Source organism: Orrella sp. 11846 (assembly GCF_048820935.1).
GTDB lineage: Bacteria > Pseudomonadota > Gammaproteobacteria > Burkholderiales > Burkholderiaceae_B > Algicoccus.
The window spans coordinates 16115-39417 of sequence record NZ_JBMERD010000001.1; the positions used below are offsets into that span (position 1 = coordinate 16115).

22 protein-coding genes and 2 pseudogenes are annotated in these 23303 nt (G+C 49.1%); 19 read left to right on the forward strand and 5 right to left on the reverse strand.

Going from position 1 to position 23303, the window contains the following annotated elements; translation table 11 throughout:
- Positions 1–8: 8 nt before the first annotated feature.
- From glnK to ACOI06_RS00120, 7 genes and pseudogenes are all read left to right on the forward strand, one after another.
- A complete protein-coding gene (gene glnK / locus ACOI06_RS00090; RefSeq protein ID WP_420660379.1) occupies positions 9–347 on the forward strand; it encodes a P-II family nitrogen regulator in 339 nt (112 codons plus the stop codon).
- A 128-nt stretch (positions 348–475) separates the two neighbouring features.
- Positions 476–1705 (forward strand): MFS transporter, encoded by a 1230-nt coding sequence (locus tag ACOI06_RS00095; RefSeq protein WP_420660381.1) that lies wholly within the window; start codon positions 476–478, stop codon positions 1703–1705.
- A 90-nt stretch (positions 1706–1795) separates the two neighbouring features.
- Positions 1796–2062 (forward strand): PAS domain S-box protein, encoded by a 267-nt coding sequence (locus tag ACOI06_RS00100; protein ID WP_420660383.1) that lies wholly within the window; start codon positions 1796–1798, stop codon positions 2060–2062.
- A 36-nt stretch (positions 2063–2098) separates the two neighbouring features.
- The gene (locus ACOI06_RS00105) at positions 2099–2422 is read left to right on the forward strand and encodes a diguanylate cyclase domain-containing protein (protein ID WP_420660384.1); all 324 of its coding nucleotides are present in this window, start codon (positions 2099–2101) and stop codon (positions 2420–2422) included.
- Positions 2415–2708, forward strand: a complete 294-nt coding sequence (locus ACOI06_RS00110) for a diguanylate cyclase domain-containing protein (protein WP_420660386.1) — start codon at positions 2415–2417, stop codon at positions 2706–2708. Before ACOI06_RS00105 ends, ACOI06_RS00110 begins: the two co-directional genes overlap by 8 nt.
- A 261-nt stretch (positions 2709–2969) precedes the next feature.
- Positions 2970–4349 (forward strand): RNA-guided endonuclease InsQ/TnpB family protein, encoded by a 1380-nt coding sequence (locus tag ACOI06_RS00115; RefSeq protein ID WP_420660387.1) that lies wholly within the window; start codon positions 2970–2972, stop codon positions 4347–4349.
- 46 nt (positions 4350–4395) lie between these two features.
- A pseudogene (locus ACOI06_RS00120) lies at positions 4396–4830 on the forward strand (EAL domain-containing protein); the annotation flags it as partial.
- Here the strand turns inward: ACOI06_RS00120 and ACOI06_RS00125 are convergent.
- The 3 genes from ACOI06_RS00125 to ACOI06_RS00135 are packed head-to-tail and all read right to left on the reverse strand — an operon-like array spanning position 4822 to position 7459.
- Complete coding sequence (locus ACOI06_RS00125; RefSeq protein WP_420660388.1) at positions 4822–6228, reverse strand: amidase; 1407 nt, start codon at positions 6226–6228, stop codon at positions 4822–4824. The pseudogene ACOI06_RS00120 and the gene ACOI06_RS00125 sit on opposite strands and share 9 nt — an antisense overlap.
- On the reverse strand, positions 6225–6470 hold the full coding sequence (locus ACOI06_RS00130; protein ID WP_420660390.1) for a hypothetical protein: 246 nt from the start codon (positions 6468–6470) through the stop codon (positions 6225–6227). Before ACOI06_RS00130 ends, ACOI06_RS00125 begins: the two co-directional genes overlap by 4 nt.
- Positions 6470–7459: a Bug family tripartite tricarboxylate transporter substrate binding protein gene (locus ACOI06_RS00135; protein ID WP_420660392.1), complete on the reverse strand. Its 990-nt coding sequence runs from the start codon at positions 7457–7459 to the stop codon at positions 6470–6472. The genes ACOI06_RS00130 and ACOI06_RS00135 overlap by 1 nt, the downstream gene beginning before the upstream one ends.
- Before the next feature lie 109 nt (positions 7460–7568).
- On the opposite strand from ACOI06_RS00135, the gene ACOI06_RS00140 reads away from it, so the two are divergent.
- The 10 genes and pseudogenes from ACOI06_RS00140 to ACOI06_RS00185 all read left to right on the forward strand — a co-directional run.
- On the forward strand, positions 7569–8477 hold the full coding sequence (locus tag ACOI06_RS00140) for a LysR family transcriptional regulator (protein ID WP_420660393.1): 909 nt from the start codon (positions 7569–7571) through the stop codon (positions 8475–8477).
- A gap of 163 nt (positions 8478–8640) precedes the next feature.
- The gene (locus ACOI06_RS00145; protein WP_420660394.1) at positions 8641–9630 is read left to right on the forward strand and encodes a Bug family tripartite tricarboxylate transporter substrate binding protein; all 990 of its coding nucleotides are present in this window, start codon (positions 8641–8643) and stop codon (positions 9628–9630) included.
- 128 nt (positions 9631–9758) lie between these two features.
- Entirely contained in the window at positions 9759–11306 is a 1548-nt protein-coding gene (locus ACOI06_RS00150) for an acyl-CoA carboxylase subunit beta (RefSeq protein WP_420660395.1), read from the forward strand.
- Positions 11307–11312: 6 nt separating this feature from the next.
- Positions 11313–12674 (forward strand): acetyl-CoA carboxylase biotin carboxylase subunit, encoded by a 1362-nt coding sequence (locus ACOI06_RS00155; RefSeq protein ID WP_420660396.1) that lies wholly within the window; start codon positions 11313–11315, stop codon positions 12672–12674.
- A gap of 51 nt (positions 12675–12725) precedes the next feature.
- Positions 12726–12941, forward strand: coding sequence for an acetyl-CoA carboxylase biotin carboxyl carrier protein subunit (locus ACOI06_RS00160; protein WP_420660397.1), 216 nt, complete (start codon positions 12726–12728; stop codon positions 12939–12941).
- 1 nt (position 12942) lies between these two features.
- Complete coding sequence (locus tag ACOI06_RS00165; protein ID WP_420660398.1) at positions 12943–15048, forward strand: 3-hydroxyacyl-CoA dehydrogenase NAD-binding domain-containing protein; 2106 nt, start codon at positions 12943–12945, stop codon at positions 15046–15048.
- The gene (locus tag ACOI06_RS00170; protein ID WP_420660399.1) at positions 15048–15740 is read left to right on the forward strand and encodes a 3-oxoacid CoA-transferase subunit A; all 693 of its coding nucleotides are present in this window, start codon (positions 15048–15050) and stop codon (positions 15738–15740) included. The genes ACOI06_RS00165 and ACOI06_RS00170 overlap by 1 nt, the downstream gene beginning before the upstream one ends.
- A complete protein-coding gene (locus ACOI06_RS00175; protein ID WP_420660400.1) occupies positions 15733–16395 on the forward strand; it encodes a 3-oxoacid CoA-transferase subunit B in 663 nt (220 codons plus the stop codon). Before ACOI06_RS00170 ends, ACOI06_RS00175 begins: the two co-directional genes overlap by 8 nt.
- A gap of 161 nt (positions 16396–16556) precedes the next feature.
- Positions 16557–18032 carry an aldehyde dehydrogenase gene (locus ACOI06_RS00180; protein WP_420660401.1) on the forward strand — a complete coding sequence of 492 codons (1476 nt, stop codon included), beginning with the start codon at positions 16557–16559 and terminating at the stop codon, positions 18030–18032.
- Between the two features lie 27 nt (positions 18033–18059).
- A pseudogene (locus ACOI06_RS00185) lies at positions 18060–18962 on the forward strand (NAD(P)-dependent oxidoreductase); the annotation flags it as partial.
- Between the two features lie 173 nt (positions 18963–19135).
- On the opposite strand, the gene ACOI06_RS00190 reads toward ACOI06_RS00185, so the two are convergent.
- Positions 19136–19855: an IclR family transcriptional regulator gene (locus tag ACOI06_RS00190; RefSeq protein WP_420660402.1), complete on the reverse strand. Its 720-nt coding sequence runs from the start codon at positions 19853–19855 to the stop codon at positions 19136–19138.
- Positions 19856–19912: 57 nt separating this feature from the next.
- On the reverse strand, positions 19913–20884 hold the full coding sequence (locus ACOI06_RS00195) for a hydroxymethylglutaryl-CoA lyase (RefSeq protein WP_420660403.1): 972 nt from the start codon (positions 20882–20884) through the stop codon (positions 19913–19915).
- A 204-nt stretch (positions 20885–21088) separates the two neighbouring features.
- Between ACOI06_RS00195 and ACOI06_RS00200 the strand changes: the two genes are divergently transcribed.
- The gene (locus ACOI06_RS00200; protein WP_420660404.1) at positions 21089–22282 is read left to right on the forward strand and encodes a CaiB/BaiF CoA transferase family protein; all 1194 of its coding nucleotides are present in this window, start codon (positions 21089–21091) and stop codon (positions 22280–22282) included.
- Positions 22283–22299: 17 nt separating this feature from the next.
- The gene (locus tag ACOI06_RS00205) at positions 22300–23133 is read left to right on the forward strand and encodes a citryl-CoA lyase (protein ID WP_420660405.1); all 834 of its coding nucleotides are present in this window, start codon (positions 22300–22302) and stop codon (positions 23131–23133) included.
- The last annotated feature ends 170 nt before the right edge of the window (positions 23134–23303 follow it).

Below are 23303 nucleotides of genomic sequence, written 5' to 3' on the forward strand. Positions count from 1 at the left end.
GAAAGACTGTGAAGTTAGTCACTGCAATTATTAAGCCTTTTAAACTCGATGAAGTTCGTGAAAGCCTGTCTGATTTGGGTGTCAGCGGTCTGACTGTCACTGAAATTAAGGGTTTTGGACGGCAAAAAGGGCATACCGAACTCTATCGTGGTGCCGAGTATGTGGTGGATTTTCTGCCAAAAATTAAAGTGGAAGTTGCAGTGGCAGAATCTCAGCTAGAGAGTGTGATCGAAGCCATCATTAAAGTTGCGCGAACCGGTAAGATCGGTGATGGCAAGATCTTTGTGACGTCATTAGAAAATGTGATTCGAATTCGTACCGGTGAAACGGGCGAAGTGGCACTTTAAATCATCGATTCTTTCTAACTCTTTGCTTTAAAACAGACTAGGTCCGGTGTTTCTAGTCTTTGATGAAACCTTTGTTGCGTCAGGATCGTGAATGCTTGCGGTTCTTTCGTGGGTGACTGATAAAAAACATGACTCAAGATACGACTCGCCTCGCATTTCATAATGCAGGTGTTTTAACGGCTGCCCAAGCACTGGGTGGTGCCAGTCCTTCCATTATTGTGTCCCTAGGTGGTTTGGTGGGGCAGCAGCTAGCCAGCCATCCATCACTTGTGACATTACCCGTCAGTATTTTTAATATTGGTCTAGCCATTGGGACACTACCCGCTGCATGGATGATGCGACGTTACGGTCGGCGTGCAGGTTACGTGGTGGGTGGTTTGCTCGGAATGATCGGCGGTCTGGTGGCAGCAGGCGGCATCTTTGGGCAGATGTTTGTGGTGTTTTGTTTGGGCACCTTGATTGCCGGATTTTATTCTTCCTATGTGCAGAGCTATCGATTTGCAGTCGCTGACTTGGCGCCTGCCGCACTGAAGCCGCGTCTGATTTCCTGGGTGATGCTGGGTGGGCTGGCGGCTGGGGTGATTGGGCCGCAAACAGTCATTTGGACGAGAGACTTAATTGTCTGGGCACCGTTTGCTGGAAGCTTTCTAGCCTTAGCGGCTCTGTCGTTATTAGCCATTCCGGTTGTAATGCTGTTGCGTGGCTCCACTGGCCATAAAAGTCAATCGATTACGACTCAGCAAGCAAAAGACTTGCCACCCGATGAGCAGGCTCGACCACTCAAAGTTATTGCAGCGCAACCTCGATTTATTTTGGCTGTGACTGCAGGTGTGGTGTCGTATTCCTTAATGAGCTTTGTGATGACAGCTGCACCTGTCGCCATGGTCGGTTGCGGCCATAGTGTGGGTGATGCAGCCTTGGGCATTCAATGGCACGTGCTGGCCATGTTTGCACCAAGCTTTTTTACGGGTCGACTAATTCAGCGCTTCGGTGTGGACCAGGTGATCTCGTTAGGCTTATTGCTCTTGGTGGCTTCGGGCGTTGTGGCTTTGTCAGGTCTTGATTTGTCCAACTTCTGGATTAGTCTTGTTTTGCTGGGTGTGGGTTGGAACTTTGGCTTTATTGGTGCAACTGCGATGGTGACCAGTTGCCACCGTCCTTCTGAAACAAATCGCGTACAAGCCTTAAATGATTTTCTGGTATTCGGCTCTGTGGCCATTTCTTCGTTATCATCAGGTCAGTTTTTGTCGGCAGCTGGTTGGGACATCATCAACTGGATGATTATGCCGTTTGTGGCCATTGTGTTTGTCGTCATGGGATGGCAGCGCTGGCGTACAAAGTCGGCCAGTTCGCATTAAGACCTGCGTTCACTGGAGAGGGGCGGCGATGCTGCGTCGTTTATTTAAAAAACATCGCCAGCAAACAATGAACCAAATCTGAATCCAAACATGGATCCAGAGGTTGTTGATGATTTAAAGCAAGCACAACGCGTTGCTGAGGCTGTTTTTGAATACACGCAACCCGTCCTGATCACGGATGCTCGCGCGCGCATCCAGAAAGTCAATCCAGCTTTTTGTGAGTTGATGGGCTTTACTGAGGAAGAAATGCTTGGGCGCACCCCTCGAATGTTTCGTTCTGACCATCACAATGATGCGTTTTATGCGCAGATGCTGGAATCGATTAAAACCACAGGCGTTTGGGAAGGGGAGATCTGAGATCGTCGTAAATCGGGTGAAGTCTTTCCGAAGTGGATGCACATCATTGCGGTTAAAAATTCCAAGGACGAAGTCATCAACATGGTGGCTTGCTACACCGATTTGCGTGATCAGATGCAAACAGAGCAGCAAATCCATCAGCTCGCTTTTTATGATGCGTTGACCGGTTTGCCCAATCGCGCCATGTTTTTAGAAAAACTCAGAAGTGCGCAAAAACTCACAAAAATGAGGGCACAATCAGCGGCTTTGCTGTTGCTGGAGTGGGATGACTTTAAGGCGGTTAACGAGACGTTTGGGTATGCCAAAGGCGATCAAGTTTTAAATGAGATTGGTCAGCGCTTAACCCTTTTCTGTGTCTAGGCTTGGTGGCGATGAATATGCGCTCTTATTAACCGATCTGCCTCAGGATCTAGAACAGGCGGCTTGTCAGACAGAAAGCAAAAGCCAGGAGATTCTGAATGCGTTGAAAGCCCCCTTTGATCTGGGGTCTGGTCTGTATGAAGGGCAAGCCAGTCTGGGGGCTGTGGTGTTTACGGATGACCAAGTGAGTGCACAAACCTTGCTTGAGCAAGTTGAGCAAACCGCTTGCGCAACCTCGTTCATTCATGTGCGAGTCAAGCAAGCGAGTTGGTTTTTAACTTATTAGCGGCTTTGGCCGTTCCGAATGACTTTTCGCTAAGAGGGGCGTTTTGCTCACAAGTTTCCATGAATACACCTTGAAGGTACTCTGGCATTTCTTTCGTTAAAATTTTTGTCTGTATTTCGTGATAAAGACTAGCTGTGTATGATTCTTATAAAGACATGATTTAACTGCTTTCTAGTTACATATTCTCTCTTAAGGGTTGATTGAATGGTATGCAATATTTTAGTAAAATAATGCGGATGAATCAGCTAGAGAAAGAGGATCATGCTTGTTGGTATCAAACTTCACGCCAATCCAACGCCTGAGCAAAAGAAAGTGCTTAGCCAATGGATGGGTTGCGCGCGTTTGATCTGGAATGCAAAAGTGGATGAGGAACGCTACCATCGCACTTTTGCGAACAAGTATTATCCAATAGGGACTTACGCCCCAATTGATAAAAAGGCAGCCCACTTCAAGTCAAAAGAGCTCACGCCTTGGCTCTATGACTGCCCTAGTCAAATCATTCGAAATAGTGCGACCAATTGGTGCAACACTTATTACGACTTTATGAAAGGCTTGTGCGGCAGACCCAAAAGAAAGTCAAAATTAGACAGGGGTAGCATCCACCTGACGAGAGAGCTATTTCGTTTTGAACATTGCTCCGACGGGAATATCCGTCTTTTCATTGGCTCAAAGACCAATAACATTGGTTACCTGTCATTTAAAAAGCATGCCAATTTCAACACCCCTAGATCCATCTACATCCGTAAAGAAAGAGGACGTTACAGCATTTCCTTTTGCTATGAGGATGGCTTTGATGCGGCTGGTTTAAAAACCAATCAGCAGCATTTGGATTACCTACGTGATGAATCAGACGAGTATTTAGAGCAAAACACCATCGGCATTGATCGAGGTGTTGCGATTCCTGTCCAAGCCGGCGAAAAGTCGTTTGATTTCAGCGAAGGACAAAAGAAAAACTTAAGCAAATCTGAGCGATATATAAAGCGACTACAGCGTAGGCTTTCTAGGCAAACGAAAGGCTCGAACCACAGAAACGAAACGAAGTCTAAGCTCTCAAAGTCTCATGCGAAGAAAGCCAATATCCGCAATGACTTTGCGCATCAAACGAGCAGAGCCATCGTCGATGGAAAAGAAACAGTGATTGTGCTAGAGGACTTAAAAACCTCTAACATGACTCGCAGACCAGCCCCTCAGCAAAATGAAGCCGGTCAATATCTGCCGAATCATGCCAGTCAAAAAGCAGGCTTAAATCAGACGATCTTAAACGTCGGCTGGCATCAAATAGAAGTCTGCATTAGTTACAAAGCACACAAAGAAGGTAAAGCAGTTTTTAAAGTTGCTCCCCACAGCACCAGTCAGGAGTGCGCCCAGTGTGGCTACACTCACCCAGACAACCGCAAAACTCAATCAAAGTTTCAATGCGGTCAATGTGAACATGCTGACAATGCCGATCAAAACGCATCGATGGTGATTAAGAAAAGAGCAATCAGGTTAATTAAGGACACTGGAACGGTGTTGTCAGAGAAAGGGGTTCTAATGCCGTTCTCTGATATTGGGCGTGGAGGAAAGCGTCAGACTAACAAAGCGCAAAGCAATGTTAGCCGCATCCAAAGAAGTGTCAAAAAAGAAAAAATAGCAGCCTAGCTGTTGTTTTGGAAGCTCGCTGCTTTAGCGGCGAGTAGTTCACCCTCAAAAGCTAAAGCTGGAACTCACAGAAAGCATTTTGATGGACAACACCGATCAGGTCATCGGCACGATGTCTGAGTTACAAGCTCAGGGCGTGCGGTTTTCTTTGGATGACTTTGGAACGGGCTATTCATCTTTACAGTACTTGAAGCAATTACCTTTGTTTCAGTTAAAAATCGATCAGAGTTTTGTGCGTGATCTGGAAACGGACTCTGCCGCACTCACGATTGCTGACTCGATTGTGGGTTTGGCACGCAGTTTAAATCTGGAAGTGATTGCCGAAGGTGTGGAAACAGCTCAACAGCTTAGCCTCTTACAAACACTGGGCTGCATGGTTTATCAAGGTTACTTGTTTAGCAGACCCTTACCAGTTGATGCGTTTGAATCGTTTGTTCAAACCTCATCAACTGGTGTTGACGCTTTCAGTTCATCAACTTAAAGCCGAGAATCGCTCTGAAGGTTTAAAACTCCAGCCGATTTTTTGACTTAAATGATGCGCGATCGACAAAAGGCGTGCTTCAGAAAAAGGTTTGCCGATGAGTTGCAATCCAAGTGGCAGGCCATTGGCATCGATACCCATAGGAACCGACATCACGGGCAAGCCTAAAAAGCTAAACGGTCGGGTCAGACCAGTGAGTCTAGGCACGAGATTATGCACGTTGGAACCCGCTTGCATGTCCATGTCCGAAATACGAGGTGTGGCCATGGGTAGGGTGGGTAAGAGCAGCACATCCACTTCATCAAAAGCTTGCTCTAAAAAGCGTTTAAGCATGATCGGACGCAGCTGCAAGGTCTCCATATAACGGACGGCCGTTAAATGTAAGCCTGGTTCAGTGCGGGTATAGATCGCTTTTGAATATGTGTTGGGTGCTTGCGCCATGGTTTGTGCATGCACTTGGGCAGCTTCAACTTTGGAAAGTACGTCACCTAGGGCATATAGACCATGCCAGTCTGAAAATTCACGTTGTGCCACGTGACCGTAGATCTGTGAAGCTTGGCTGACAATCTCATCAAAACAAGTCATGACATCGTCATCAATCACTTCTTGCGGCGTGAAAACAGCCAAGCGCGAACCTTGATGTGCGCCTTCAATGGTCTTTACGTAATTCGGGGTGGCTACACCCAGGGTTTCGCTGTCCTGAGGATCTGGGCCGGCAATGGCATTCAGAATGATGGCGCAGTCCATAGCACTGCGTGCCAAGGGCCCGATGACGTCGGAAGACACCGATCTTGGATAAGCGCCGTAACGTGAAACCCGACCAAACGTGGGTTTCATACCAAAAAGCCCATTCACAGCGGCAGGTATGCGAACTGAGCCCCCCGTATCGGTGCCGAGTGCAGCATACACGCAACCCATGGCCACGGCTACGGCTGAACCGCTCGAAGAGCCACCAGAGATGTAGTCTGGGTTCCAAGCGTTTTTACAGTCCCCAAAATGCACGTTGTTGCCCGAAGGACCCGCAATCACTTCACTTAAATGCAGGCGGCCAATCTCAATGGGATCATGGCGCTCTAGCCGAGACAACACGGTCGCGGTAATGTCGTCAGGTTCGCGAGTCCATTTAGCCCCTACAGTCATGGTTTGACCCTCTCGGGCCAAACAGTCTTTGTGGGCGAGCGGTAGACCTGAGATCCAGTGCGTGTGCTTAGAGGCTTGCTGCGCTTTGGCCTGAGTCAGGGCAGCTTCATCCAGAATTTGAATAAAAGCATTGTGTGCTGGCTGAATGGCATGTGCGCGGTCTAAAGCGGCTTGCGTGACTTCAACGGTGTCGAACTGGCCGTTTATGAGTGCTTGATGCGCTTCATGCATGGTCAAGTCAAGAATATCTGTGCTCATTCTGAGAACTCCTGATTACTTGGGTCTTGCAAATTGCGCAATTCAGCATGAAAGCTCACTAACGGTTGCAATGGATTTAAGTAACGATGACTTAAATCGCGTACAGCGTGGTTGATCCGTAAAACTTCACGCTCGATGTCTTGTGGCTCGGCACGACTGCAAGCCCCATACTGGGCCTGCAGGCTATGCGCCAACAGCGTTGCATACGCTGTTGGGCTTGTCTCTGACACTTGTTTAGACATTAGTTACTCGTCACGCCAGCTTTTTTAACAATGGCAGGCCAGCGAGCGACATCACGCTTGACGAGATCAGCCAGGACTTGAGGTTCACCTGGGCTTGATGTCAAACCTTGGTCGGACAGCAGCTTGACGACTTCTGGATCTTTAAGCGCATTGTTCAATGCGTCACGCAAGATTTTCATCTTGTCAGCGTCAACGCCTTTAGGTGCAAATAAGCCATACCAGAGGTCAATTTCAACACCGGGATAGCCAGATTCAGCAATGGTCGGGGTGTCTGGTAAAGCAGGGCTGCGCTCTCCGGTGGTGACACCTAATGGTTGGACTTTGCCAGCTTGAATTTGTGGCATCGCGGCGGCAATCGAAGCGACATACAGACCCACGCGTTGACCCAAGAGGTCATTCATTGCGGGACCTGCACCTTTATAAGGAATGTGTTGCAAGTCGATGCCCGCTTCTTGCTCAAGGAGCGCCACTGATAAGTGTGAAATGCTACCCACACCGGGCGAGGCATAGTCGATCTTGCCGGGATTGTCTTTAGCGGCTTTGATTGCATCGCCCAAGTTCTTGTAAGGACCGTCTGCATGAGACACCAGCAAGAGCGGTGATATGGCCATCAAACCAATGGGTTCAAAGTCTGCTTCTGGATCCCATGTGACATTGGTGTAGATGGCGGGTGCAATGGCGACCGTATCGAGCTGCCCCAGAATAATGTTGTGACCATCAGTACCCGCACGCAGTGCGTGGTTCATCGCAATGGTGCCTGCTGCGCCCGGACGGTTTTCAACGACCATGGGCCAGCCGGTTTGCTCTGACATTTTGTTGACCACAGTTCTGGAGAGAAAATCTGTTCCACCACCCGGTGCATAAGGAATTGTGACGCGAATTGGCTCACTTGGGAATGAGGCTTTAGCATCAGCAGATTGAGCGTTTGCTGTGGTCATCATCAGGGTGCTGGCCAATGCTGAAACAAGCAGCGTAGTTTTAATTTTCATGGAACAAACTCCTCACAATTAAATGGTGACTCAATGATTCTAGGAAGATCAATTTATTCTGTCTAATATAATATTCAGCATAAATTGATATGTATTTGAGAATAAGTTGATGTTGTTTGATCCTAGATTAATCCGTATGTTTTGTGTGATGGCACAAGAGCTTCATTTTGGCAATGCCGCCAAACGACTCTTTATGAGCCAACCACCTTTAAGCCAAGCCATCCGTCAGTTAGAAGAAGAGCTGGGCGTGCGACTTTTTGAGCGAACGACTCGTTCGGTGCGTTTGACGCGTGCAGGTCAAACGTTTTACGACGCGATGCAACACATGCAGCAACAGACACAGCAAATACGTGATGAGGTACAGGCGATTGCGCAAGGGCATCAAGGGGTGGTTCGGGTGGGTGTTACCCCATCTGGAATCTATTCGAACTTCTCACGGGTTTTACGGTATTTTGCATCAAACTATCCAGACATTGACCTTGATATTGTCGAGTTAAGCACCGAGGAGATGATTGAAGAGTTGCGCAAAGGATTTCTGGATGTGGGTTTGATGCGCCCGTTGACAGCGATGCCAGGCATTGAGACACGGGTCGTTTATCGTGAACCACTTTGTTTGGCGATGCCGGTTGATCATGCATTGACCGATCGCACACAGCTGGATGCCGAGGATTTGCAGAATGCGAAGATGGTTACCTACGATCCTGTGCGTTCCCCATATTTTCATCGTCTGGTGAATCAGTGGTTAAGTGATCATGAGGTGTCTTGTCATTTAGTTCAGGCAGGGATTTTGCCAACGATTCTTGCGCTTGTGGACGGAGGCGCAGGGATTGCGATCGTGCCGTCTATTTTTTCTCGATTCAGAACATTTGGCCTACACTACGTTCCACTCGTCAACGGACAGCACTATCTGGCAGAACTTAGCGTGGCTTGGCGTGAAACGGATTCGGATACGCTCGTGCGTTTTGTGGTCGATATCCTCTTAAGTAACCAAACATTATTTGCCGATTCGGCTTTTTGAGGCTTCTCCCTAAGATCTGTTTCTATTTGACCGATTGAAAACTCACTAAAAAATCTCTTGACACGCGTTGTGTTCGTCTTTAATGTAGCTCTTGTCGTTACGCTAGACAGAACGATCATTCTAAAAATGTAACATTTCAAAAAACGATGATGTGGAGACAAGTATGCGAATGAAACAAACCATGCAGCTGTTTTGTGCTGCTTTATTGACAACGAGCGTCGTACCAATGGCCATGGCGACTCAGTTGCCAGAAGGTCCGATTCGGTTTGTGGTGGGCTTTGCACCGGGTAGCACCATTGATACGGTTGCCAGAATTGTGGCGGAAGGTCTCACAAAACGCACTGGCGCAACAGTCGTGGTCGATAACCGTTCAGGTGCCAACGGCATGATTGCAGCCCGTAATGTGGCGACCTCTAAACCAGATGGACAGACTTTTTTAATCAGTAACTCCAGCTCAATTACAGTCAATCCTTTGTTGTATGACGACTTGTCTTACGATCCGCTGAAGGATTTTGAGGCGGTGACGACTGTAGTTTCAGTGCCGTTTATTGCGGCGATCAACCCACTGAATCCAGCTACACAAAATATCAATACGCTGGAAGATCTGGTTGAGACGGCTCGCAAAAAGCCTGCTGAAGTGACCTATGGTTCGGCAGGTATCGGTAACCTCATGCATTTGGCTGGTGCACAATTGGCGCAAATGTCTAATACAGACATGACGCACGTGCCGTATCGTGGTGCAGCACCCATGGAAGCCGCACTGTTAGGCAACGAGATTTACTACGGCTTTGATACGCTGGCAGGTGTTCCGCTCATGAAATCTGGCAAGCTCAAACCCTTGGCGGTGTCTGCCAAATCTCGCTGGCATGAGCTGCCCGATGTGCCGACGGTTGCAGAATTAGGTTATCCCGATTTTGATATTTCATTCTGGGTCGGTGTTTTTGCACCAGCTGGCACACCTCAAGCATTGGTCGATAAGTTCAACGAAGAGATTGTGGCGCTGTCCAAAGATCCTGAGATAGCTGCCAAGCTTGAGCAGCAGGGCAAAATTGACACGCACAGCCCACAAGATTTCTTGCAAAAAATCAAAGATGAAATGCAAGCCAACGAAGCACTGATCAAACGTGCCAATATTAGTATTCCGAAAAAATAAAGGAATTTCGGGAAACGGTTGAAAAGACCAATGAGGATGCAAATACAACTGAAGTGTTTGCATCCGTCCGATTGAGTTGAGTCGCTTAAGCGAGTGCGGTTAGATCGCACAACAGTGGAGTTATTGCAATGCCTTGGAAGAAAACACTTGAAGAACTGGCACAACGCCGTGAACTGGGTCGTCAAATGGGAGGGCCAGAGCGGCTAGAACGCCATCGTGCTCAAGGTCGTTTGCCCGTTCGGGAACGGATTGATGCCTTGGTGGATGCCGATTCGTTTAGCGAAGTCGGCGGACTGGCAGGTTCAGGTGTTTATGATGACAAAGGCAATCTGACCGCGTTTGTTCCTTCCAACTTTCTGACAGGGCGTGCAAAGATTAATCAGCGCCCAGTGGTCATCGCCGCCGATGATTTCACGGTTCGGGGTGGTGCCAATGATGGTGCAGTGGGTGACAAGCTCATGGCTTCAGAACGCATGGCGCATGATTTACGTTTGCCGCTTGTGCGTTTGGTCGATGGAACCGGCGGGGGCGGCTCTGTCAAAAATATTGAAATCCAAGGCCATACGTTATTGCCCAAATTGCGGATGTGGCCCTTGATGACAAGCAACTTGGCGACCGTGCCAGTGGTTGGCGTGGCTTTGGGATCAGTCGCTGGCTTGGGTGCAGCCCGTGTAGCGACGAGTCATTACTCCATCATGGTCCGTCAAACATCTCAATTGTTTATTGCAGGCCCACCCGTTGTGGCACGAATTGGTCAAGATCTTGAGAAAAACGAACTCGGCGGCAGCGGCATTCACACTAAAAACGGTGTGGTCGATGATGAGGTCCGTAGCGAAGAAGAGGCCTTTGAGCGGGTGCGTCGTTTTCTGTCGTATCTGCCTAGATCAGTGTATGAGTTGCCACCGATTCAGGCGCCTATACCTCCCAAGAGTACGGATTTTGAGTGGTTGCGTGAAGTGATCCCGGCAGACAACCGCTCGGTTTACAAAATTCGTCCCATTGTCGAGTCCTTGATCGACGAAGGTTCTCTCATGGAAATCGGTAAGGGCTGGGGTCGTGCGATTGTGACTGCATTGGCCAGAATTCAAGGCTGCCCCGTGGCAATTGTGGCCAGTGATCCCTACCACTACGGAGGTGCTTGGGACAAACAAGCGTCCGAGAAGTTTGTTCGTCATCTGGATTTGGCTGAAACCTTCCAATTGCCCATTGTGAATTTGGTCGATGTGCCCGGATTTCAAATTGGGCTTGCCGCAGAAAAAGAAGGGGCGATGCGTTATGGCGTGCGTGCACTGACGGCTGTTGCGCAATCTACCGTGCCCTGGTGCACGTTCATTATCCGTAAAGCGTTTGGCGTGGCAGGCGGTGGTCATCAGAGTGATGGTCGTTTTAACTTTCGATATGCTTGGCCTTGTGCCCAGTGGGGTTCCTTGCCCATTGAGGGTGGCTTAGAAGTCGCTTACAAACGGGACATTGAAGCAGCGCAAGATCCGCAAGCGATGCGCGATGAAATCGAGGAGCGAGTCCGTGCGCTGACTTCTCCCATGCGTAGCGCAGAAGCGTTTGTGATCGAAGACGTGATCGATCCAGCAGATACCCGTCGTTTACTCGAAGAGTTCATTGAAATAGTGGCGCCTTTGCGTGAACCCGGCCCTCGTTCGTTTACTTACAGACCTTAAGCGCGCATGAAAACTATTCAAAAAATACTCATTGCAAACCGTGGTGCGGTGGCTCGTTCAGTCATCCGCGCTGCGCGCAAACTGGGCATTCAGACTGTGGCTATTTATTCAGACGCAGATCAGGATCTGAAGTATCTGGCCGATGCCACTGAAACCTATCATGTGGGTGAGTCGTCTGCGTTAAAGAGCTATCTAAATCAGGACAAGATTCTGGAAATTGCCCGAATCAGTCAGGCCGATGCCATTCATCCGGGTTATGGGTTTCTCGCAGAAAACGCCGAATTTGCACAACGAGTTGAAGAGGCCGGTCTCGTTTTTATCGGACCGCGCGCTGAACTGATCCGTCTTTTAGGGCATAAAACCCAAGCGCGTGACTTGATGCGTGGGTATGGCTTGCCCATGGTCAAAAGTAGCCCTGTGTTGTCAGGGGATCCTGAAGAAATGCGTCGCTATGCGCAGGAGCTGGGCTATCCCATCTTGCTCAAACCCGCAGCAGGTGGTGGCGGTATTGGGATGCTGCCAGTGGATTCGGAAGAGAATTTGCTCGCACAGTTTGAACGCGCCTCGGCTTTGACAGCTCGCAGTTTTGGGGTGGGTGATATTTACATGGAGCAATTGCTCGAACAGCCCCGACATATCGAGTTTCAGTTTCTGGCTGATCGCCATGGTCAGGTGCAATGCTTGTTTGAACGGGATTGCTCGGCACAACGTCGACACCAAAAAATCATCGAAGAAGCCCCCGCACCTGCATTACCGCGTGAAGAAGTGCTTGCCATGGGACAACAGCTCACCGATGTGCTGACAAAACTTAAGTTTGATGTCATTGGCACGATCGAAATGCTGTATACGCCACGTACAGGGTTCGTGTTTCTGGAGGTTAATACACGACTTCAGGTTGAACATGCTGTGACTGAAGAGACAACTGGTGTCGATCTGATTGCTTCGCAAATCCGTCTTGCGGCTGGGGAATCACTGTCTGACGTTTTGCCTGAAGCGGTGCAACAGTTTGGATATGCCATTGAAGCGCGTGTGTATGCAGAAGACCCAAAACGCATGTTGCCAGCACCAGGCGTTTTAACAGTCTTTCAAGTGCCTGAAATGGAAGGTTTGCGCATAGAAACGGGTTATCACGAAGGCGCCAGAGTCTCAAGCTACTACGACCCCATGGTTGCCAAAGTGATCGCCAGTGGGCAGACTCGAGAGCAAGCGAATGCACGTTTGCAACAAGGCATAGAAGCGTTTCAGATTGAAGGCATTAAAACCAATATCCCATTGATTTTGCAGATTCTGCAAAGCGCACGATTTCAGAATGGCGAGGTGTCAACCGATTTGGTGACCCATGTTTTGAGCCAACCCAAAGACGCTTAAATAGTTATAAACAGTTCAATATTTTTAGAACAAAAGGAAAGGAGAACAGAGATGGAGAAAGTTGAAGCCACAGTGGCAGGTCGCATCTTATCAATTGAGGTGAAAGTGGGTGACACGATCTCGATCGAGGATGAGGTGGTGATGATTGAATCCATGAAAATGGAACTGCCAGTTGCCAGTGAATATGACGGCACCGTCACTAAAATTTGCGTCAATGTCGGCGATGAAGTCGAAGAAGGCGACGTGTTGATGGAGTTGGGTGACTAAGATGGTTGAAACCACATGGAAAACGTTTGCCCAAGGTAAGGTGGCTGTTCTAAGGTTGGACAACCCGCCTGTCAACAGTTTGGGTAGCAAAGCTCGCGTGGACTTGTCTGCGGCTTTTCAGGCGGCAGCTCAAGATTTTGATGTCAAAGCCATTGTGTTGACAGGCACGAGGCGGTTCTTTTCTGCGGGTGCAGATATTCGAGAGTTCAATACACCGACTTCGCGCCAAGAGCCTTTTTTGCGTGATTTGATCAATCAAATTGAAGAGTGTTCCAAACCCACCGTGGCCGCCATTAATGGTATTGCATTAGGGGGAGGTTTGGAGCTGGCACTGGGGTGTGAACACCGAGTGGCCAGTGCAGATGCCCAGCTGGGGTTGCCTGAAGTTAAGTTGGGTCTACTGCCAGGTGCGGGTGGGACGCAACGCTTGCCCCGATTTATAGGTGTTCAAAATGCATTGGAGATTATTGTGCGTGGTGATCCCGTGTCGGCACAAAAAGCCCAGTCTTTGGGTTTGGTCTCTGAGGTGCTGGTCGGAGATTTGATTGCCAAGGCGTGTGAGTTTGCTATCACACTGGTTGATCAACCGCGTCGTGACCTAGCGACCTGGCGTTCGCCTTTGCAAGCTTCAGTTGAGGCAAAGGTTTTTGATCATGCTCGTCAGCAAGGACAGAAATATTTCAGAGGTTGCGTTGCACCTCAAGCTTGCGTCGATTGCATTGAGCAAACGCTGACACGTTCACTGGCAGATGGCTTTAAGTATGAGTCTGAGCGGTTTCAGGAACTTGTGCAAGGTACCCAATCCAAAGCTCAGCGTCATTTGTTTTTTGCGCAGCGCAAAGCCGCCAAAGCACCTGAGACCGATCAGCTTTTGCCTGAAATTAAACAGGTTGTGGTTATCGGTGCTGGAACCATGGGCGTTGGCATTGCCATGAGTGTGGCCAGTGCTGGCATCCAGGTGCGCTTATTTGAACGCGATGAGGGCGCACTTGAAAAAGGTTTGGCAAAAATTCGTCAACTTTACGAAGGCAATGTCAAAAGTCAGCGTATTACTGAAACGCAGATGCATGAGCGTTTGGCACGCATTGAGCCCATCTTGTCTTATGACGACATGGCGCAAGCCGATTTGGTGATCGAAGCCGCTTTTGAAGACATGGCCGTCAAGAAAGCGATTTTTACGCAACTTAAAACGAGCACCAAGCCCGGTGCCGTTTTGGCGACCAATACGTCCCGACTGGATATTAATGACTTGGCCACGGTCGTGGATCAACCCGAGTTTGTCCTGGGAACGCACTTTTTTAGCCCTGCCAATGTGATGCGTTTGCTCGAGGTGGTGAAAGGCGATCAAACGTCACCGGCGGTGATTGCTGCCGTCTTTAAGTTTGCACAACGTATCGGAAAAATCCCAGTCTTGGTGGGCGTTTGTGACGGTTTTGTGGGTAACCGCATGGTCAGTCCCTATACACGTGAAGCGCAGTTCTTACTGGAAGAAGGAGCCACACCTTCTCAAGTCGACGGTGCATTACGTGCGTTTGGTCTGGCGATGGGTCCGATTGAAATGGGTGATATGGCCGGTCTGGATATTAGCTGGGCTGCGCGCAAGCGACTTGCACCGACACGACCCGCGCATATTCGCTACAGCAAAGTGGCCGATACGATTTGTGAGCTAGGCCGTTTTGGGCAAAAAACCGGATCGGGTTTTTATCGCTATGAACCCGGTCAACGCACCCCGATTGCCGATCCGTTCATTGACGAACTGATTGAACGCTGCGCACAAGAAGCCGGTATTGAAAGACGTGAGATTTCTGATGAAGAAATCATTGAACGCACGATTTATGCCTTAGTCAATGAAGGTGCGCGTCTTTTAAAAGAAGGCATTGCCCAACGTGCCAGTGATATTGATGTCATTTATGTGACTGGCTATGGCTTTCCAGTGGGACATGGCGGACCGATGTTTTATGCCGATACCGTAGGTCTGCCTAAGGTGCTTGCCCGAATTCGAGAGTTTCATGCGCAGCACGGTGAACTTTGGGAGCCAGCGCCATTACTCATTGAACTGGTCAATAATGGGCAAACATTTGCCGATTTTGAAGTGAGTCGCGTCTGATGATGAATAAAGTCTTTCAAACCGCGCAAGAGGCGCTGGCCGATGTGCAGGATGGGGCCACGATTTTGATCGGTGGATTTGGCGTATCAGGGGTTCCGACCGAGTTGGTGGTGGCACTTCTGGAGCAAGGTGCGCGTGATCTGACCATTGTGAATAACAATGCGGGCAATGGCCCGATCGGTTTGAGTCAGCTCATTGAAGCCGGTCGGGTTGCCAAAATGGTGTGTTCATTTGCTCGCTCTTCGGATAAGAAAAATCCGAATGCCGTGGCGTTTGCTCAAGCTTATCGGGAAGGCAAGATTGAACTTGAGGTGGTTCCACAAGGCACGATGGTTGAACGCATGCGCGCAGCTGGTGCTGGGATTGGTCCGTTTTTTACACCAACATCCTATGGAACCCGATTGGCTGAAGGTAAAGAGCAACGCGTCATTGATGGGGTGGGCTATGTGCTGGAGCAACCTCTCAAAGGGGATGTGGCGCTGATCAAAGCGCAATATGCAGATCCGATGGGGAATTTGACCTACCGTTATGCCGGTCGCAATTTTGGGCCCACGATGGCCATGGCTGCGACAGTGACCGTTGCGCAGGTTGATGCGGTTGTCGATTTAGGCGAGATTTCGCCTGAGCATGTCGTGACACCAGGGATTTTTGTGCAACGTGTGGTTGAAATCAAGGGGCGCGAACATGGTTAAAGCACTCTCACGAGAAGATATGGCCAGAATTGTGGCCAATGACATCCCAGACGGTTATTACGTCAATCTGGGGATTGGTATCCCAACGCTCGTCTCGGCCAAACTGCCACAAGGCAAACCGATTACGCTTCATTCAGAAAACGGCATTCTGGGCATGGGGCCTGCGCAGCCTAGTGAAACACCAGACCTTGATTTAATCAACGCCAGTAAAGAGCCGGTTGCATTGCTTGCCGGATCCTCTATTTGTGATCACTTGGTGTCGTTTTCTATGATGCGTGGCGGTCATATTGATCTGACTGTCTTGGGTGCATTTCAAGTCGCTCAAAATGGTGATCTAGCCAACTGGGATACTGGGGAAGAGGGTGCCATTCCTGCTGTAGGTGGCGCCATGGATTTGGTGGTTGGTGCCAAGCGCGTTTGGGTGACGATGTCACACACCGCGCGAGATGGCACTCCAAAAATCGTACCCGAATGTACGTATCCCCTGACAGGCAAAGGGGTTGTTGACCGAATTTATACAGACCTTGCCATGATTGATTTCACACCGGATGGTTTGGTCGTGCGCGGGATGGTGCCTAGCATGACTCACGAACATTTGCAGTCTTTAACCGCGGTGCCGCTCCTTAAAGATTCAAATTGTCGGGTGTTGATCTGAATTTATACGTAGTTTTAAAGCGGGCTTTAAAACTTTAGGGATATAGACAATCAGACTGTGGCTGGGGAGATTCTCGTTGAATAGCTTCGAGAATATTGGACCAGTCACCGAGTTTTGTCGTCTTAAACAAAAAACGTTGTGGTTATTGAAGGAGTCGAACGATGTCACAAACGACGGCGCAAACCCTCAAACCCATGTTGATTCAGGGTGAATGGGTCTCCACCCCAGGGCAAGAGTTTGATGTGGTGAACCCGGCTACAGGGACTGTGAATTATCGGATGAGCGCAGCCGATGCACAGCAGGTTGATCTGGCTGTCACGACGGCACATCACGCCGCGCATCAACTCGCGTGGCGCAATATGTTGCCGCATCTGCGTGCTCGTTTGCTGATGGCGATTGCCGATGGCATTGAAGCCCGTAAAGAAGATCTGGCTCGTTGTCAGATGCTAGAAAACGGTAAAGTCTGGTCGGAATGCTTGGCCCAAGCGGGAAGTGCGGCTGCCACGTTCCGTTACTACGCGGCAGTTTGTGAAACCATGGTGTCTGAAGTGACCCCGTCGCGTGGGGCCTATCTTTCAATGACGCGCTATGAGCCTTATGGCGTTGTGGCTGCGATTACACCGTGGAATTCCCCATTGACCATGGAAGCTCAGAAGGTGGCACCTGCTTTGGCAGCCGGTAATGCCGTGGTTCTGAAGCCCTCTGAAGTCACACCATCCGGTGCTTTGTTACTCGGTGAAATTGCACTGGCCAGTGGCTTGCCAGCCGGTATTCTCAATGTGGTGACAGGCTTAGGGGGTGTGACTGGAAAAGCGTTGATTGAACATCCACTGGTGCGCATGATTTCGTTTACAGGTGGAACGGCCACAGGTCGAGCCATTGGTGTTGCTGCGGCACAGCGTCTGATTCCGACTGCTTTGGAGCTAGGGGGTAAATCACCCCATATCTTGTTTGCCGATGCCAATCTATCCGCGGCTGTCGATGGTGTGGTGGACGGCATTTACGAAGGCACAGGACAGTCGTGTGTCGCAGGTTCCAGACTGTTTGTTCAACGCCAAGTGCTTGATGAGGTGCTTGACCGCTTGATGCAAAAAGCCAATGGGATTCGTGTGGGCTTGCCTGATGTGGCCGATTCAGAGATGGGACCTGCAGCGAGCTTTGCGCATCGCGACCATATTGAACGCTACATCCAGTCCGCTCGCGATGAAGGCGGTGAAATCCTCGCAGGTGGCTATCGTCCGGATGCGCCCGAATTGGCACAAGGTGCTTTTATACGGCCCACATTGATTGCAGGCTTAAGCAATCAAGCCAAAGCTGTTCGTGAGGAGATCTTTGGGCCAGTCCTGTGTGTCTTGCCATTTGAAGATGAGGATGATTTGATCGCCCAAGCCAATGACACGACCTATGGCTTGGCATCCGGAGTTTGGACTGCGGACTATCAGAAAGCGTGGCGGGTTGCAGACAAATTGCAAACGGGTTTGGTCTGGATCAATACCTATAAACAGCTTTCTATTTCAACGCCATTTGGTGGTTACAAAGACAGTGGTCTGGGACGAGAAAAAGGGCTTTCCGGTATGCGCCTATATCAGCAAAGCAAAGGGATTTACTGGAGCATGAATCCGAACAATATGCCCTAAACCTAATTCACACAAAAAACAAATTGCAGGAGTAACAACATGACATTTAAAACGATAGGCTTTATCGGTGTTGGCGTGATGGGAGAACCGATTTGTCGTCATTTGGCGCAGAAGTCAGGCTTAAAAGTCATCGCAGCCGATCCCGATGAAGCACCTTTAAAACGTCTGCAAGCTTACGGTGTGGAGCCTGTGTCCATCGATGAACTGGTGCGCGATGCCGATATTATTTTGATGTCTTTGCCATCCGGTGCCGTTGTTGAGTCCGTCGTGCTGGGCACAGATGAGAAACCAGGCTTGATCAACGCCTGTCGTGCCGGTCAGTATGTGGTTGATTTAAGTACTTCAGCCGTGGATATCACACATCGAATCGCCAAAGCCCTCAACGAAAAAGGCGTGATCTTTGTTGATGCACCCGTGATGCGTACTCGTCGTGCAGCCGAAGCTGGCACACTTGCTGTGCCAGTCGGTGCCAGTGATGAGGCGTTTGCGAAGGTGGAGCCATTCATCCGCATGTTTGCCAGTGATGTGAATCACGCCGGTGAAAACGGTGCAGGGCAGGTTGTGAAGATTCTGAACAACATGGTTTTGTATGAAACTGTGCTGGCCTTGTCTGAAGCCCGTGCAATTGGTGTGCGTGCCGGTGTAGACCCAGAAAAACTCTTTCACGCCATGAGCAGTGGCTCGGCTGATAGCTTTGCACTGCGTAATCATGGATTAAAAGCGATTGTGCCGCAGGAGTTCCCTGAGCGTGCGTTTCCTGTGAGCTATGCCCGCAAGGACCTTCAATATGCCGCTGAATTGGCTGAACAGGTTGGTGTGGATGCCACGGGTGCTAAAAACTTGATTGCTTGTTTTGATGAGGCGATTGCCCAAGGCTATGGCGATAAATACGCCCCAGCCATCAGTCTGGTGTTTGAGAACACGAAGTAAGCGACAAAAGTAAGTGACAAAAGTGAGCGACAAAAATTCGAAAGCTAAATTAAAAGCCTTCGATATGACGTCTTGGATATGAGGTCATCGCTTAAATGAGGGGGCATCCATATTCCATGCGCACTCGGTGCTGGTTTTAAGCCTGATCATGGCTTGAAACCAGCGTATTGCATTTAAGCGGTTGGCCACCGCGCACCGAGTTGTTCTGAAGCTCTTTGAGAAATTTGGCGCACCATGGTTTCTAGCGAAGCAATGGCTTCTGGCGTAAATCGTTCTTTTGGACCAGATAGTGAAATTGCACCAATAAATTCGTTATTCACTCCAAATACAGCGCACGCAACGGCCGCACAATCTGGATCACGTTCTCCCATCGAAAGTTCAAACACATTCTCTAAGCTCGGTGCTGTGTTCCCACCCTGAAAACGTCGAATCAATCTGCCAGCCGCGCCATGTACCAGTGGCAATAAGTCACCTACATTAATGCTGTCTAGCGTCGAGTGATTTGAGTCGATGCGCAATAGGCACATACGTGTGTCTGTGTCGTTATAAACGTGAAATGAACTACTTTCACTGCCCATCGCTACGGCTTCTTCCAGAAGTGGCTGTAGCGTATCGGTGAGTTGGAAGGTGGTTTGGTAAGCACGTCCAAGCTTGTGCGCATAGGGGCCTAGTAGATAGCGACCATCATGACGTCGGATAACTAGAGAGGTTTTTTCTAGCGACGCAATTAAACGCAGTAGCGTACTTTTGTAGAGCCCTGTTTCACGAGAGAGATCTGCCAGACTGATGGGAACCTCTGAACTGGCAACGGCGTTCACAATCAGGAATGCGCGATCAACGGCGGCCACTCCGGTGTGATTGGATTTGTCATTGTTGGTGTCAGAAGTTGGCATGTCAAATGAGGTATTGGGTTGTAGTCTGAGATTTGGGAGTGAATTGTAGTCTGTCGATTATGCGTTTTTTGCCTTGGCAATGTTTTCTCGGAGTATTGCCAGTGAGCCCCCTGTTTTGACGGATCCCGGGAGTGGATGACCGACGATCTCTTCGGCTAAGAGCGCCGATTCGATAATTTTATTCAAATCAATTCCGGTTTCAATGCCCATCTCATCGCACATAAAGACCAAATCTTCTGTGCAAACGTTGCCGGCAGCGCCTTTGTGCGCGGCAAAGGGGCAGCCACCCAAACCACCCACACAGGCATCAAACAGGGCCACTCCCATTTCGAGACCAGCGTATGCATTGGCAATGCCCATGCCGCGAGTGTCGTGTAAGTGCAGACAGATATCCAACGTGGGAAATGCGTCTTGTACGGCTGAAACGACGCGTTTAATGGAGGCAGGAGTTGCCCATGCCATGGTGTCTGCGAGGGAAACGTGATTGGCTGACATATTGTGTTCGGCAAGTAGGTCAGTCATTTGGCGCACAAACTTCACGACGGTTGATGGTGAAATATCACCCTCAAAATTGCACCCGAATGCAGCCATCAGACTTAGACGATGGATCGAAATTTCATGATCCTGATAGATTTGGAGTAAGTCTCTGGCTGCTTGCAGGTTTTCTTGCGGGGTGCGTTTTTGGTTTTTTGCCAAAAATGCCGTTGATGCGCACAAAGACAAATAACCCTTAATGTCTAACTTTGAGTGGTTCAGGGCGCGACGCAAGCCTCGCTCATTAAGCCAAAGTGCGGTGTACTCAACGTCTGGAAATCGCGTAAATCCGTTCACAACGTCATCGGCATCTGCCATGCCCGGTACATTCTTTGGTGGCACAAAAGAGACCGTTTGAATTTGTTGCAATCCCGTTTGCGACAGACTATCGATGAGTTCGATTTTGCGTTCTGTGGGGATATGATTTTTTTCAATTTGAAAACCCTCTCTTGGGCCTTCTTCATTGATGCGAATTTTTGAAGGTAACTGAGTCATGTTTTCACCTAAACGTGGACGATTTAATGACTTGCTCAAGGCGTATTATGACGTAGGGAATCTCTATAGAAACGTTTGAATTGACGTATTCTCGCTGTTAGTATTTGTGAGAGTTTAAATTGAATCGACGGTCTAGCTTTTATGAAAACCTCCTCATCCAGATAACGTGATGGTTAGGTGATCTTTGTTGACAGGAAAGGTGTGATGGCAAATTTGTTGAAAGGTATTCGAGTTTTAGACCTAACTAATGTGCTTGCAGGTCCATATGCGAGTTATCAGCTTGTGCAATTAGGCGCTCAAGTGATTAAAGTTGAACGCCCAGAAGAAGGTGATTTGGCTAGACAGCTTGGTCCCAGTGTAGAGCGCAATTTCAACAAAATGGGGGTGTCTTTTTTAGCCCAAAATGCCGGCAAACAATCAGTCACACTTAATCTGAAAGACAAGCAAGGCAGGGATGTGTTTCTGAAGCTTGTCCAACACGCAGACGTCGTTATTGAAAACTTTCGTCCGGGCGTGATGGATCGTTTGGGACTCAGTTATGCCGAGTTGAGTGAAGCGAATCCCGGCATTATTGTGTGCTCGATTTCAGGGTTTGGCCAAGATGGACCGATGGCAGACTCGCAGGCCTATGACCAAATTGTGCAGGGTTTGGCGGGCGTGATGAGTGTGACAGGCGAAGAGGATTCGATGTTTCGTGTTGGTTATCCGGTCTGTGACACGATTGGCGGTTTGACTGCCGCATTTGCGATTAGTGCAGCATTGGTTCAGCGTTCGCGCAATGGGCGTGGTGAACACATTGATGTGTCTATGCTGGAATCAACACTATCGACCATGGGATGGGTGGTTTCCAATTGGCTCATTGCCCAGATGGAACCCCAACGTTGGGGAAATCAAAACATGACCGCCGCACCTTCAGGCGCGTTTCGTACCAAAGAAGGCATGCTCAATATCGCAGCGAACCAGCAAGCGCAGTTTGAACGCTTAGCCGCGCTTTTAGAGCGCACAGAGTGGTTAACTGATGAACGTTTTAAAACGCGCGAAGATCGTAAGAAAAATCGACACGAACTCACTGTCGAGCTTGAGAAAGTTCTGAGTGAAAAAACTGCCGCACAGTGGGTTGTGCTGATGAGAGAACAACACATTCCAGTGGGTGAAGTGTTATCCGTACCCGAAATACTGGCTCACGAACAAATCCAAGCTCGCGGTTTTATCAAAACCGTCAAAGGTCCCGATGATGAATCTTTGAATTTAGTCAGAAGCGGTTTTCGTTTGCATTCAGAAGATCCAGCCCCTCAGAGCTATCCGCCACGTCTTGGTGAACATACAACATCGATCCTGTCAGAGCTTGGGTATTCAGAAACTGAAATTGAACAACTTAAAAATTCAGGCATTATTTAAGAAAAAAGGGGAAGGCAATGCAGCAGCATTCAGATCGTCAATTGGCCGAAGATTGGTGGAGAACTCGCATCATTCGGATGCAACCCGATCAAATTGAGTTTCATGGGCATCCGATTGAGTCGCTGATTGGACAGCTTAGCTTTACTGGCATGATTTGGCTCATGTTGCGGGGTGAGCAACCGACAGCGGTGCAAGAGGCGCTTTTGAGTGCCGCATTGATGGCGGGGGTCGATCACGGACCACAAGCACCCAGTATCGCCATTGCGCGCATGGCTATCACTTGTGGTGTGGGTATCAATAACGCAATGGCGAGTGCTGCCAACGTTTTAGGCGATGTGCATGGTGGGGCTGGCGAACAATGCCTAGAGTTCTATGACTCGATTCAGGCGTCGCTTGCAGAATCTGGGAACCTCAACGAATCAATTGATCAACAGTTGCAGCAATTTTTTGCGAGTGGGAAGAAGTTTGTACCCGGATTTGGACATCGTTTTCATCGTCAAGACCCACGAGTCAAACCCTTGATGTCACTTTTAGATGAAGCTGAAGCAACTGGAGAAGTGAAGTTGGGTTATGCCGCCATCGCGCGTGGCGTTCAAGAAGCGTTAACAGCGCAGAAAAAAAGACCGATTACGATGAACGTGGATGGTGCGACCGCAGCCATTTATGGTGCGTTGGGGTTCGAACCCGCGTTGTGTCGAGGTTTATTTGTGCTGTCACGATCGGTAGGGATTTTGGCGCACGCCAACGAGCAGCGATTACAAGGTGAGCGCAACAAAGGACCTATACCCAAAGGCTGGCTGTGGACCTATGACGGAAAACCAAGCCAACGCAATGAAGACTCAAGTGATTGATTTTTTAATTGATACTTTTAATTGATGTTTCTAATTAATTCTTTCGATTAATTCTTTTGTTTTTTGAAACACAAGGAGGTTGTGCGGCAAAGAGGGGGGATGCCAGATTGAAAGTCTGGCGTTTGATTCAAAAAAATTAGTTCAATTCATCTCACGTCGGCGCATTAGTT

Bases quoted from the DNA above. Each gene is read 5' to 3' on its own strand.
- ACOI06_RS00205 (WP_420660405.1), top strand. From the start codon at position 22,300: ATGCAGCAGCATTCAGATCGTCAATTGGCCGAAGATTGGTGGAGAACT.
- ACOI06_RS00155 (WP_420660396.1), top strand. From the start codon at position 11,313: ATGAAAACTATTCAAAAAATACTCATTGCAAACCGTGGTGCGGTGGCT.
- ACOI06_RS00145 (WP_420660394.1), top strand. From the start codon at position 8,641: ATGCGAATGAAACAAACCATGCAGCTGTTTTGTGCTGCTTTATTGACA.
- ACOI06_RS00175 (WP_420660400.1), top strand. From the start codon at position 15,733: ATGGTTAAAGCACTCTCACGAGAAGATATGGCCAGAATTGTGGCCAAT.
- ACOI06_RS00130 (WP_420660390.1), bottom strand. From the start codon at position 6,470: ATGTCTAAACAAGTGTCAGAGACAAGCCCAACAGCGTATGCAACGCTG.
- ACOI06_RS00170 (WP_420660399.1), top strand. From the start codon at position 15,048: ATGATGAATAAAGTCTTTCAAACCGCGCAAGAGGCGCTGGCCGATGTG.
- ACOI06_RS00165 (WP_420660398.1), top strand. From the start codon at position 12,943: ATGGTTGAAACCACATGGAAAACGTTTGCCCAAGGTAAGGTGGCTGTT.
- ACOI06_RS00195 (WP_420660403.1), bottom strand. From the start codon at position 20,884: ATGACTCAGTTACCTTCAAAAATTCGCATCAATGAAGAAGGCCCAAGA.
- ACOI06_RS00160 (WP_420660397.1), top strand. From the start codon at position 12,726: ATGGAGAAAGTTGAAGCCACAGTGGCAGGTCGCATCTTATCAATTGAG.
- ACOI06_RS00100 (WP_420660383.1), top strand. From the start codon at position 1,796: ATGGATCCAGAGGTTGTTGATGATTTAAAGCAAGCACAACGCGTTGCT.
- ACOI06_RS00135 (WP_420660392.1), bottom strand. From the start codon at position 7,459: ATGAAAATTAAAACTACGCTGCTTGTTTCAGCATTGGCCAGCACCCTG.
- ACOI06_RS00150 (WP_420660395.1), top strand. From the start codon at position 9,759: ATGCCTTGGAAGAAAACACTTGAAGAACTGGCACAACGCCGTGAACTG.
- ACOI06_RS00095 (WP_420660381.1), top strand. From the start codon at position 476: ATGACTCAAGATACGACTCGCCTCGCATTTCATAATGCAGGTGTTTTA.
- ACOI06_RS00180 (WP_420660401.1), top strand. From the start codon at position 16,557: ATGTCACAAACGACGGCGCAAACCCTCAAACCCATGTTGATTCAGGGT.
- ACOI06_RS00115 (WP_420660387.1), top strand. From the start codon at position 2,970: ATGCTTGTTGGTATCAAACTTCACGCCAATCCAACGCCTGAGCAAAAG.
- ACOI06_RS00200 (WP_420660404.1), top strand. From the start codon at position 21,089: ATGGCAAATTTGTTGAAAGGTATTCGAGTTTTAGACCTAACTAATGTG.
- ACOI06_RS00105 (WP_420660384.1), top strand. From the start codon at position 2,099: ATGCACATCATTGCGGTTAAAAATTCCAAGGACGAAGTCATCAACATG.
- ACOI06_RS00190 (WP_420660402.1), bottom strand. From the start codon at position 19,855: ATGCCAACTTCTGACACCAACAATGACAAATCCAATCACACCGGAGTG.
- ACOI06_RS00140 (WP_420660393.1), top strand. From the start codon at position 7,569: ATGTTGTTTGATCCTAGATTAATCCGTATGTTTTGTGTGATGGCACAA.
- ACOI06_RS00125 (WP_420660388.1), bottom strand. From the start codon at position 6,228: ATGAGCACAGATATTCTTGACTTGACCATGCATGAAGCGCATCAAGCA.